Annotated in this window: 13 protein-coding genes and 1 pseudogene; all 14 read left to right on the top strand. The window is 70.3% G+C overall.

What is annotated here, in order from left to right; genetic code table 11:
* Positions 1 to 6 precede the first annotated feature (6 nt).
* Entirely contained in the window at positions 7 to 918 is a 912-nt protein-coding gene (gene tilS, locus D474_RS0112070; protein WP_086002942.1) for a tRNA lysidine(34) synthetase TilS, read from the top strand.
* Positions 919 to 995: 77 nt separating this feature from the next.
* A complete protein-coding gene (hpt, locus tag D474_RS0112065) occupies positions 996 to 1,556 on the top strand; it encodes a hypoxanthine phosphoribosyltransferase (RefSeq protein ID WP_017613823.1) in 561 nt (186 codons plus the stop codon).
* Positions 1,557 to 1,843: 287 nt separating this feature from the next.
* A complete protein-coding gene (gene ftsH / locus D474_RS0112060; protein WP_017613822.1) occupies positions 1,844 to 3,847 on the top strand; it encodes an ATP-dependent zinc metalloprotease FtsH in 2,004 nt (667 codons plus the stop codon).
* Entirely contained in the window at positions 3,844 to 4,443 is a 600-nt protein-coding gene (gene folE / locus D474_RS0112055; protein WP_017613821.1) for a GTP cyclohydrolase I FolE, read from the top strand. Before ftsH ends, folE begins: the two co-directional genes overlap by 4 nt.
* Positions 4,444 to 4,530: 87 nt before the next feature.
* On the top strand, positions 4,531 to 5,436 hold the full coding sequence (gene folP, locus D474_RS0112050) for a dihydropteroate synthase (protein WP_026118415.1): 906 nt from the start codon (positions 4,531 to 4,533) through the stop codon (positions 5,434 to 5,436).
* The gene (locus tag D474_RS0112045; protein ID WP_026118414.1) at positions 5,433 to 5,885 is read left to right on the top strand and encodes a nuclear transport factor 2 family protein; all 453 of its coding nucleotides are present in this window, start codon (positions 5,433 to 5,435) and stop codon (positions 5,883 to 5,885) included. The genes folP and D474_RS0112045 overlap by 4 nt, the downstream gene beginning before the upstream one ends.
* A complete protein-coding gene (gene folB / locus D474_RS0112040; RefSeq protein ID WP_017613818.1) occupies positions 5,878 to 6,249 on the top strand; it encodes a dihydroneopterin aldolase in 372 nt (123 codons plus the stop codon). Before D474_RS0112045 ends, folB begins: the two co-directional genes overlap by 8 nt.
* On the top strand, positions 6,246 to 6,761 hold the full coding sequence (gene folK / locus D474_RS0112035; RefSeq protein WP_017613817.1) for a 2-amino-4-hydroxy-6-hydroxymethyldihydropteridine diphosphokinase: 516 nt from the start codon (positions 6,246 to 6,248) through the stop codon (positions 6,759 to 6,761). Before folB ends, folK begins: the two co-directional genes overlap by 4 nt.
* Complete coding sequence (locus D474_RS0112030) at positions 6,761 to 7,243, top strand: DUF3180 family protein (protein ID WP_017613816.1); 483 nt, start codon at positions 6,761 to 6,763, stop codon at positions 7,241 to 7,243. The genes folK and D474_RS0112030 overlap by 1 nt, the downstream gene beginning before the upstream one ends.
* Before the next feature lie 166 nt (positions 7,244 to 7,409).
* Positions 7,410 to 7,856 (top strand): PH domain-containing protein, encoded by a 447-nt coding sequence (locus tag D474_RS0112025; RefSeq protein WP_017613815.1) that lies wholly within the window; start codon positions 7,410 to 7,412, stop codon positions 7,854 to 7,856.
* A 318-nt stretch (positions 7,857 to 8,174) separates the two neighbouring features.
* Positions 8,175 to 9,491 (top strand): PH domain-containing protein, encoded by a 1,317-nt coding sequence (locus D474_RS0112020; protein ID WP_017613814.1) that lies wholly within the window; start codon positions 8,175 to 8,177, stop codon positions 9,489 to 9,491.
* 152 nt (positions 9,492 to 9,643) lie between these two features.
* On the top strand, positions 9,644 to 9,883 hold the full coding sequence (locus D474_RS0112015; RefSeq protein WP_017613813.1) for a chaplin family protein: 240 nt from the start codon (positions 9,644 to 9,646) through the stop codon (positions 9,881 to 9,883).
* A 447-nt stretch (positions 9,884 to 10,330) separates the two neighbouring features.
* Positions 10,331 to 10,554, top strand: a pseudogene (locus tag D474_RS28435) (chaplin family protein).
* A gap of 380 nt (positions 10,555 to 10,934) precedes the next feature.
* Positions 10,935 to 11,170: chaplin family protein (locus D474_RS0112005; protein ID WP_017613811.1), on the top strand; the 236-nt coding region annotated here is incomplete at its 3' end.

Genomic DNA, 11,170 nt, shown 5'->3' with positions numbered 1-11,170 from the left:
CCCCCCCTGCCACGGGACACCACCGTGTTCTCGGCCTGCAGCGGCGGCCCCGACTCCCTGGCGCTGGCCGGGGCCCTGGCCTTCGAGGCGCCCCGACGCGGCCGCCGGGCCGGTGGTGTGACCGTCGACCACGGGTTGCAGGACGGTTCGGCCGACCGCGCCGTCGCCGTCGCCGGGGCCATGGAGGATCTGGGCCTGGACCCCGCGTTGGTGCGTACCGTGCGTGTGGCCCGCCGGGGCGGTCCAGAGGCGGCCGCCCGCACCGCCAGGTATGCCGCGCTCGACGCCGTGGTCTCCGACCATGCACCCGCCGCCGTGCTGCTCGGCCACACCCTGGACGACCAGGCCGAGACGGTGCTGCTCGGTCTGGCCCGCGGTTCTGGCGCTCGCTCGCTCGCCGGGATGCCGCCCCGTTCCGGCGCCTACCTGCGGCCGTTCCTCGAACTGGACCGCGAGACCGTGCGCCGCGCCTGCCTGTGCATGGACCTCTCGCCGTGGGAGGACCCGCACAACCACGACCCGCGTTTCTCCCGCTCCCGGGTCCGCCACGACGCGCTCCCCGCCCTGGAGAAGACCCTCGGTCCGGGCATCGCACGCGCGCTCGCCCGTACCGCCGGGATGCTGCGTGCGGATGCCGACACCCTCGACGGCCTCGCCGCGGACGTGCGTTCCCGCGCCGGCGGCGACCCAGCGGAAGGGCTCTCCGTCGCCGAACTCGAGTCCGCCCCGCCCGCCCTGCGTACCCGGGTCCTGCACCGCGCCGCGCTCGACGCCGGATGCCCCGCCGGCGACCTCAACGCCGGGCACGTGCGCGAGCTCGACCGCCTGGTGACCGACTGGCGTGGCCAGTCCCACATCGACCTGCCCGGCGGCCTGCGTGGGCGCCGCAACGGCGGCCGCATCAGCATCGGGAGATGACTGGCGCACGGTGTCGGTTCGGTCCGCGTTTATCCTGGTGCCGCACACGGGGAACCCAGCAGCGAGGAACACGAAGCGTGGACGCCAAGGACATGGGCCAGGACCTCGAGAAGGTCCTGGTCACGGAAGAGCAGATCACCACGCGCCTGCAGGAGATGGGCGCGCAGATCGACGCGGACTACGCGGGCCGGGACCTCTTGATCGTGGGCGTGCTCAAGGGCGCCGTCATGGTCATGGCCGACCTCGCGCGGGCCCTGCATTCGCCGGTCGCGATGGATTGGATGGCCGTCTCCTCCTACGGCGCGGGCACCACCTCCTCCGGCGTGGTGCGCATCCTCAAGGACCTCGAGACCGACATCAAGGACCGCGACGTCCTCATCGTCGAGGACGTCATCGACTCCGGGCTCACGCTGTCCTGGCTGGTCGGCAACCTCAAGTCGCGCGGACCCGCGTCGGTGGAGATCTGCACGATGGTCCGCAAGCCGCTGGCCTTCGACGTCGACCTCGACGTGCGCTACGTCGGCTTCGACCTGCCCAACGAGTTCATCGTCGGTTACGGCCTCGACTACGCCGAGCGCTACCGCAACCTGCCGCTCATCGGCACGCTCGCTCCGCACGTCTACGAGGACGACGCGTAGGTCACCACACGTTGGGCGCGTAGCCCGTCTCACCCCGGTCCCTGTACCCGTCCGGGGAACAACTCGGCGGGGCGCCGTCGTTGGTTCCTTCGACGGCCCCACGCCCCTCGACCGCGGGGGACACTGCTCCGAATGTGCGGTGTGCCCGCCCGGCGACGTGAGGTGTACCGTCGATGATCCCGGCGACTTCGCGGGGAGCACGTGTCCGATAGGTCCTGCTTCGGAAACTCCTCCGGTGCGGGCTGCTGCCTGGTCAGAAGGGACGGACCCGTCAGGGGACCGCTCACATGAATCTGAAGCGTATTTTCCGCGGCCCGTGGATCTGGATCCTGGCCGTTCTCCTCGTCCTCGTCATCGGCTTCCGCGTGTTCGACATCGGCGGCGGGCCCGAGACGCGCGAGGCCGACATCTCGGAGATCTACCAGCTCGTCGAGAACAACGACGTGGTCAGCGCCGAGATCGTCGACCGTGACCAGCGCATCGTGCTCACGACGACGGGCGACGAGGTTCTCGAGGCCTACTGGGTCGAGGACCAGGGAACGCAGCTCGCGGAGATGCTCCAGGCGTCGGCCGACAGCGAGGAAGGCAACGTCGACTCCTACCAGGTGTCGGTGGCCACGACCCCCGTGTGGACGACCGCGCTGTTCACCCTCCTGCCGCTGGTCATCCTCATCCTGATCTTCTGGTTCATCTTCAGCCAGATGCAGGGCGGCGGTTCCCGGGTGATGAACTTCGGCAAGTCCAAGGCCAAGCTCATCACCAAGGACACCCCGAAGAACACCTTCTCCGACGTCGCCGGTGCGGACGAGGCCATCGAGGAACTCCACGAGATCAAGGAGTTCCTGGAGAGCCCCGAGAAGTTCCAGTCCATGGGAGCCAAGATCCCCAAGGGCGTGCTGCTCATGGGCCCGCCCGGTACCGGTAAGACCCTGCTGGCGCGCGCCGTGGCCGGTGAGGCCGGGGTGCCGTTCTACTCGATCTCCGGTTCGGACTTCGTGGAGATGTTCGTCGGTGTGGGTGCCTCGCGTGTGCGCGACCTGTTCGAGCAGGCCAAGGCCAACGCCCCCGCGATCATCTTCATCGACGAGATCGACGCCGTCGGGCGCCACCGCGGCGCCGGCATGGGCGGCGGCCACGACGAGCGCGAGCAGACGCTCAACCAGATGCTCGTCGAGATGGACGGTTTCGATGTCAAGGGCGGCGTCATCCTCATCGCCGCCACCAACCGCCCCGACATCCTCGACCCCGCGCTGCTGCGACCGGGCCGTTTCGACCGGCAGGTCGTCGTGGACCGCCCCGACATGGATGGGCGCCGAGACATCCTCAAGGTGCACTCCCAGGGCAAGCCGATGGCGGAGGACGTCGACTTCGACGTCATCGCCCGCCAGACCGCCGGGATGACCGGTGCGGACCTGTCCAACGTCATCAACGAGGGCGCACTGCTATCTGCGCGCGGGGGCGAAGACGTCATCACCCACTCCCTCCTGGAGGAGGCCATCGAACGGGTGATGGCCGGCCCCGAACGCAAGACCCGGGTGATGTCCGACCACGAGAAGAAGGTCATCGCCTACCACGAGGGCGGTCACGCGCTCGTCGGCCACGCGCTTCCCAACGCCGACCCGGTCCACAAGATCACGATCCTGCCGCGCGGCAGCGCCCTGGGCTACACCATGTCCCTGCCGACCGAGGACAAGTTCCTCACCACGCGTTCGCAGATGATGGACCAGCTCGCCATGATGCTGGGCGGGCGGGCGTCCGAGGAGCTCGTCTTCCACGAGCCCACCACGGGCGCCAACAACGACATCGACAAGGCCACGAGCCTGGCCCGCAACATGGTCACCGAGTACGGCATGAGCGAGCGGCTGGGTGCGCGCAAGTTCGGCACCTCCGGCTCCGAGCCGTTCCTGGGCCGGGAGATGTCGCACGCCCCCGAGTACTCCGACGAGATCGCCTCGGTCATCGACGAGGAGGTCCGCCGCCTCATCGAGTCCGCGCACGACGAGGCCTACGAGGTGCTCGTGGAATACCGCGACGTGCTCGACCATCTCGTGCTGCAGCTCCTGGAGAAGGAGACGCTCACCAAGTCGCAGGTGCTGGAGGTCTTCGCCCCCGTGGAGAAGCGCGCCTCGCGCGGCTCCTTCACCGGGTACGGCAAGCGCCAGCCGTCCGACCGTCCGCCCGTGCGGTCGGAGAAGGAGCTCGCGCGCCTCAACGGCACCGAGGTCCAGGGAACATCGCCCAACGGACAGCTCACCGGCTCGTCCGCCGAGACCGAGGGAGGGGACACGTGAGCGAGATCGAGGACATTCCTCCCAGATCCGTCGACCACGCCCGCATCGAGAAGGCCGTCCGGGAGATCCTGCTCGCGATCGGTGAGGATCCCGACCGCGACGGGCTCCAGCAGACGCCGGCGCGCGTTGCCCGGGCCTACGAGGAGCAGTTCGCCGGTCTCGACCAGAAGCCCGGGGACGTGCTCACCACGTCCTTCGAGGCCGACCACGAAGAGATGGTCCTGGTCAAGGACATCGAGCTCTACTCCACCTGCGAGCACCACCTCGTGCCCTTCTACGGGGTCGCGCACGTCGGCTACATCCCCGGCGCCGACGGGCGCATCACCGGGCTGAGCAAGCTGGCCCGGCTCGTGGACGTCTACGCGCGCCGCCCCCAGGTGCAGGAGCGCCTGACCGGGCAGGTCGCCGATGCCATCATGGACTCCCTCGACCCCCGCGGTGTGATCGTCGTCGTCGAGGCCGAGCACCTGTGCATGTCCATGCGCGGTATCCGCAAGCCCGGGGCCAAGACCGTGACCTCCGCGGTCCGGGGTGCGTTCCGGGCCAGCGACCGCACGCGGGCCGAGGCGATGAGCCTGATCCTGGACCGCCGCTGAGGCGGCGACATCCGAAGAACGAAGGACCGACCGGAGGGGCCGGGGCAGCTGCTCCCGGCCCCTCCGCCTGCGCGTAGGGTGATCCCCATGGGGCCGAATTACACAGTTCCGGGCCTGCCCGAACAGGGGCGGTGCCAGGTCATGGGGGTCGTCAACGTGACCCCCGATTCCTTCTCCGACGGCGGCGCGTGGTTCGACCACGGCCGGGCGGTCGACCACGGTCTGCACCTGGTCGAGGAAGGGGCAGACGTCGTCGACGTGGGCGGTGAGTCCACCCGGCCAGGTGCCCAACGGGTGTCGGCCGAGGAGGAGCTGCGCAGGGTCGTTCCGGTGGTCCGCGAACTCTCCGCGAGTGGTGTGGCCGTCAGCGTGGACACGATGCGGGCCCGGGTCGCGGAGCGATCCGTCGAGGCCGGCGCGGTTCTGGTCAACGACGTGAGCGGCGGGCTGGCCGACCCCGACATGGCCCGTCTGGTGGCCTCTTCCGGTGTGGCGTACGTGTTGATGCACTGGCGTGGGCATAGTCATGACATGCAGAGCCGTGCCGTGTACACGGATGTCGTGCAGGAGGTCCTCGATGAGCTCCGTGATCGTATGGAGGCCATGATCAGTGCAGGTGTTGCTCCCGACCAGATCGTTCTGGACCCGGGACTGGGCTTTTCCAAACGCCCCGAGCCGGCGCACAACTGGGCGCTGCTCCACCAGCTCGAACGGTTCCACGAGCTCGGCCGCCCCGTGTTGGTGGCCGGGTCCCGCAAACGCTTCCTGAGTCGGCTCCTCGGTGACCCCAAGGGCGAGGACCGCCTCTTCACCGAGTGCGATGCCGCGACCGCTGCCGTCACGACCCTGTCGGCCGACCGGGGCGCCTGGGCGGTGCGGGTGCACGACGTGCGCCCCAACGCCGACGCCGTCCGGGTGGCCTCGGCCTGGTCCGACGGTGGTGCCCGCCTGACCGAGGGCCGCGAGCGCCCCACCGCCCGGGGTGGCCTGTGAATTCGCGGCAGGAGGTCATGGAGCGCGTGGCCGACGCCAACGCGCAGTTCTACAGCGCCATCGAGAACGGCGACATCGACCTGATGCAGGCGGTCTGGGCCGAGGAGCACGATGCCCCGGACATCGTCTGCGTCAACCCCGGTTGGCCCCTGCTGCGCGGGCGTACCGAGATCATGCGGGCCTGGTCGCTGATCATGGCCAACGTGACCTACATCCAGTACGTGCTCACCGAGACGCACATCGGGGTGGCCGGCGACATCGCGATGGTCACCTGCGAGGAGAACGTGCTCACGGCCGAGGACGACAGCCCCGGGTTCGTCGCCGGTGGCCAGGTGGTCACCACCAACCTGTTCGTCGACACCGAGCAGGGGTGGCGCCTGTGGTCCCACCACGCGTCACCCGTCCTCATGGAGGAGGACGAGGAGGGGGAGGGCACCCCGGATGCATGACCGCATCACCCTGCGCGGGCTGCGGGCGGTCGGCCACCACGGGGTGTTCGACTTCGAACGCCGCCAGGGCCAGGAGTTCGTCGTGGACGCGGTTCTGCACGTGGACGCCGCCACCGCTGCGGCCTCCGACCGGGTCGAGGACACCGTGCACTACGGGGTGCTCGCCGACCGGCTCGTGGAGGTCATGACGGGCGAACCCGTCGACCTGATCGAGACCCTCGCCGAACGCCTGGCCCGGGTGTGCCTGGCCGCCCCGCTCGTGGAACGCGTGGAGCTGACCGTGCACAAACCGTCCGCGCCCATCGAGCACGAGTTCGCGGACGTGGCTGTGACCGTCGACAGGCGTCGGGAGGAGGAACGGTGACCACGGCTGTACTGTCCCTGGGGTCGAACCTGGGCGACCGGTGGGCGACGCTGCAGGGCGCGGTCGACGCGCTGCTCTCGGGGCCGGGCGCGCCGCGGGCGGTGGCGCTGTCGCCGGTGTTCGAGACCGCGCCGGTGGGCGGGCCCGAGCAGGGTGCGTTCCTCAACGCTGTGCTGGTCGTGGAGACCGACGAGGAGCCGCGCGCGCTGCTGGCCCGGGCCCAGGGCGTCGAGCAGGACTTCGACCGGGTCCGCGAGGTGCGCTGGGGGCCCCGAACCCTGGACGTGGACGTCATCGGCTTCGGTGACACGCGTTCCGACGACCCTGTGTTGACCCTTCCGCACCCGCGCGCACACGAGCGTGCCTTCGTGCTGCGCCCGTGGTCGGAGGCTGCCCCCGGGGCCGAGCTGCCCGGACACGGGAGCGTCGCCGACCTGCTCGAGGGCCTGGGTGAGGACCAGGAACTGCAGCGCCGGGACGACCTGGCGCTGTCCCTGCCGCGGGGGACGTGATGGCCGAGGACGAGCCCCAGGACCGGATCGCTCCCACGGGATGGCGTCTGCCGGCGCTGCTCGCGGTGTGTGGGGTACTGCTGGGGCTCCTGGCCAACCAGCTCGTGGCCGGGATCCCGCTGGTGCCGTGGTCGGCCATCCCGACCCTGCTCCTGTTGGCGCTCGCCGAGCTGTTCACGGCGTCCCGGACCCGGCGCCGGATCCACCGCGCGCCGGGCACCGAACCCATGGAGCCGCTCAGTGCAGCGCGCCTGTTGGCCCTGGCCAAGGCGAGCGTGGTGCTCGCCGCGCTCGCCGCGGGTTTCTTCGTCGGTCTGGCCCTGCCCCTGGTGGAGACCCTCGCGCTGCCCGTGCACCGCGAGGTGTTCCTCAACGCCCTGGGTACCTCGGCCGCAGCCGCGCTGTTGCTGGGCGCCGCGCTGTACCTGGAGCACTCGTGCCGCGTTCCCGACGACGAACGGGACGACGACGCCGCGGCTTGACCCTCCCGGCCCGGGAACGCGGCCCGGGAGGGTCCTCCAGGGGCTTGCGTACGGATGGTTGACTGGCCTCGTGGAGAGCAGCGAGCCGAATCCGCCGTACGTGACGCCCGGGCCAGCGCGGCCCCCGGGGCCCTTCGACCCGCCCGAGGGCACACACTGGAACCGGGTGCCCGGGGCTCTGGCGTGGTACCGCCGCGTGATCGCCGCGGGCGTCTGCCTGATGGTGGGTGTCCTGGGAGGCATTATGGCCCTGGTCTGGGCCGGTTGGTCCTGGGCTCTGGCCTGGGGCGCGGCCGTGCTGGTCGCGTTCGTCGTCAGCTGGTTCGTGGCCGGGGCGTTCCGGCGTTCCTGGGGTTTCGTCGAAGGGCAGTCGGAGTTGTACCTGACCTACGGGGTCCTGCTCCGCCAGCTCGTCGTGGTCCCCTACGGGCGCATGCAGGTCGTCGACATGACGGCCGACATCCTGGAACAGGCGTTCGGGATCGCCACGGTCCGCATCCGCACGGCGGCCAGCACCGCCGACACCAGGGTCCTGGGTCTGCCGCTGGAGCAGGCCGTCCAGCTGCGGGGCCGCCTCGCGGCGCGCAGCGAGAGCTTCTCGACGGGGTTGTAGTTGCACGGACCAGCACAGCCGGAACAAGGGGATGCCGACCGCGGGCACGGGGGAACGCCGCGGCCCGGCGAAGGATGGTCGGTACCCGGGGGAGGACCGCCGCCCGGCCCGCCGCAGGGCCCGCCAACCGGACCTCCCGGGCCACCTCCCGGCCCGCCGCCCGGGGGATGGGCGCACCGGCCCCAGGGCCCTCCGCAGGGTCAGGGCCCTCCGCAGTACCTGCACGGTCCCACCTCGTCGCACGGCCCGCACGCCGCGCAATGGGCTCCGCCGCAGACCGTGCCGCCCGCGCCCCAGGGGCAGTGGCACGCAGCCCCGATGCCCCGCACGCTCCAGGACGTCACCACGGGTGTCTTCCGCGCCCACTGGTTCGCCGTCCCGTTCCAGGTCATCGCGGTCACCATCGTTTTCGTCGCACTTGCTGGGCCGATCCTGGGCCTGTTCGGGTTCGACTGGGTCCTCATGATGACGGTCGGGGTGGCCTTCGGTGCGCTCGCGTACTGCCTGCCCGCCTGGTGGTATGCCACGTTCGGGCTGCGCGGTGATCACCTCGTCGTGCACAGCGGCCTCGTCCTGCGCGGTTCCCGGGAGATACCGCTCAGCCGGCTCCAGGCCGTCGACGTGGTGCGGCCGCTCCTCATGCAGGTCTTCGGCCTGGCTGAACTCCGCGTGGAACTGGCCGGGGGCGACGGCAGCGTCGTCCGCCTCCGCTGTCTGCGCCACGACCTCGCCGAACGCCTGCGCGTCGCGATCCTTGCACATGCCGCGGGTCTCCCCGGGCGCGCGCCCGAGGCCCCCGAGTGGCCGTTCTACCGCCTGCCGTTCCCACTCCTGCTGGGCGCGCTGCTCTTCCGGGTCCCGGTCCTGCTTTCCTTCATGGCGCTGTTGATGCTGCTCACCGCAGGTGTGGTATTTGGGGAACCGGGGGTCTTCGGTGCGGTCGTCCCGCTCGTGCTCGGTCTGTTGCGGCACTTCTGGGGCCCGCTCACCCGTTACACCGACTTCTACGCCTCGACCTCCGGGGACGGGCTCCGCCTGCGCTACGGCATGTTCCAGCGCCGGATGCAGACGGTGCCGCCCGGCCGGGTCCAGGCCGTACGCGTCGTGGAACCGCTCCTGTGGCGGGCCCTCGGCGTCGCTCGGGTGGAGGCCAACGTCGCCGGTTACGCGGGCGCACGGCAGGGCGACTCGGCGACCCTGCTCCCGGTGGCGCCCCGCCGCCGCGCGTTCGCCCTGGTCAACGAGGTCTTCCCGGACAGTGACGCGGTGGCGGTGCCGTTGGTCCCGGGCGGAGGCCCGTACCACAGCGATGCCGGCGCCGATGAGCACTTGTTCGTCACAACCCACGGGGTCTTCTGCCGGGTCACGGATGTGGTCCCGGTGGAACGTGTGCAGGCCCTGCGCCTGTCCGAGGGCCCGCTGTCACGGTTCACCGGCCGCTTGTCCGTGGGCACGGACACCCCGCCCGGGCCGGCCGAGGGCCGCGCCCACGGGTTGGAGCCCGGTCACGCGCGCTCCGTCCTGGACGCCCTCATCACTCACGGGCGCCGGGCACGGAACCCCGACGCGGGCACGGAGCGCTGGGCGACCCGCGCGACGCTGACCCGTGGTCGGCACGATCCCCGCAGCTCCTGAGGCTTTTCGGGCACGGTCCTGCGACACGCCGACGGTGATCGCCACACCTGGGCCGCGGTGTGGCTGAATAACAGCGGACACAAAAAGTGTTCGCATTACTGCAAAGCGTAAGCAACCGTCGGCGCCTCAGCTCCGACATTCAGGAGAAAGACATGCTGAAGAAGGTTCTCGCCGCCAGTGGGATCGTTGCCGCCGCCGGTGGCGTGCTGTTCACCGGCGCCCCCGCCATGGCTGCCGACGACGTCGTGACCTCCGGCAACGGCAGCGTCCTCTCCGGCAACCAGCTCGTCGCCGACCTCGACGTCCCTGTCAACGTCTGCGGCAACTCGGTCGCCGTGCTCGGTGTCTCCGGCGCCAACTGCACCGACTCCGGGGCGTCGGTCAAGCACTGAGGCTTGTTCGGTGGGCGCCTCCCGTTGCTCCGACGGGTACTGAGCCGGAGGCGTCCGTCGGGGGTGGTGGCGGGTGAAGGTGTGGGCCGGTGTTCGCGAACCAGGCCCTGGGGCACCGCTCGCCAGGTAGCTGCGCCCGGCGCCGTCCCGCTTCCGGCGGGGCGGCGCTTCGTCGTGTGTGGGTCGCATGTGTGCCCTGCGGCGCATGTGAGCTATGGCACATATGCGGGCTGATTTCCTGCCCGTCGGTCATGCCATGTCCGACATGCGATATCACTCCGGGCTATAACTCCAGGTCACGGCCGGAAAAAGTTCGGGGAATCCGGGCCCATGGGGGCGCCGGATGTGGCTCAATGGTTCCTGAACACGGGGAGTGTTCGCAGTCATACAAATCGTCGACTTCCGGACGGTTGGTTCCCCCACGGGAGCCGGTCCATAGGAGAAAACATGCTGAAGAAGGCTTTCGCCGCCAGTGCCATCGTCGCCGCCGCCGGCGGTGTGCTGTTCACCGGTGCTCCCGCCATGGCCAACAGCGACGTTGCCNCCTCTCCGGCAACCAGGCCGTGGTGGACGCCGACGTGCCCGTCAACGTCTGCGGCAACTCCATCGCGATCCTGGGTGTCTCCGGCGCCAACTGCACGGACTCCGGATCCACCGTCAAGAACTGGTAGTTCCGTGAGTGTGCACGCTCCGGCCTGACCGGCTCTGCCCCGAGGGGCCCTGGCGGGCGGCCGGTCGGCGGGGGCGTGGGTGTGTGGGCGCCATCCCGTGTCGTGGGGTGGCGCCTCTGCCGTGCCCGGGGGTGCTTCGGTCGGCCCGAAGGTCTGTCCCGCGGCGGCCGAAACCCGGGCCTCCATGTGCTGACAAGACGGCACGAAACGACACTCTTCGCCATCGTTGCAGGTCACATCCGAATTACGTTCAACGGTTCCGCCCGCGAACAGTCGGTACTTGTGCCTGAATGGCACATGAGCACCGTGTGTGCTCGACTTTCCACTGACAGTCAACACCCGGTTCCGCCCCACACGGGCCGGGTCCTCAGGAGAGACACATGTTGAAGAAGGCTCTCGCCGCCAGTGCCATCGCTGCCGCCGCCGGGGGTGTGCTGTTCAGCGGCGCGCCCGCCATGGCCGACAGCGACGTCGCGACCTCCGGCAACGGCGGCGTCCTCTCCGGCAACCAGGCCGTGGTGGACGCCGACGTGCCCGTCAACGCCTGCGGCAACTCCATCGGCCTCCTGGGCATCTCCAGCGCCAACTGCGCGGGGTCCGGCGCCACCGTCAAGTA

Origin of the sequence: Nocardiopsis salina YIM 90010, assembly GCF_000341025.1 — a bacterium.
GTDB classification, from domain to species: Bacteria; Actinomycetota; Actinomycetes; order Streptosporangiales; family Streptosporangiaceae; genus Nocardiopsis; species Nocardiopsis salina.
This window is presented reverse-complemented; position numbering and strand designations above follow the sequence as displayed.

Coding starts and splice junctions, on each gene's coding strand:
- ftsH (WP_017613822.1), top strand. CDS start 1,844: ATGAATCTGAAGCGTATTTTCCGCGGCCCGTGGATCTGGATCCTGGCC.
- folP (WP_026118415.1), top strand. CDS start 4,531: ATGGGGCCGAATTACACAGTTCCGGGCCTGCCCGAACAGGGGCGGTGC.
- folB (WP_017613818.1), top strand. CDS start 5,878: ATGCATGACCGCATCACCCTGCGCGGGCTGCGGGCGGTCGGCCACCAC.
- D474_RS0112030 (WP_017613816.1), top strand. CDS start 6,761: ATGGCCGAGGACGAGCCCCAGGACCGGATCGCTCCCACGGGATGGCGT.
- D474_RS0112020 (WP_017613814.1), top strand. CDS start 8,175: ATGCCCCGCACGCTCCAGGACGTCACCACGGGTGTCTTCCGCGCCCAC.
- D474_RS0112015 (WP_017613813.1), top strand. CDS start 9,644: ATGCTGAAGAAGGTTCTCGCCGCCAGTGGGATCGTTGCCGCCGCCGGT.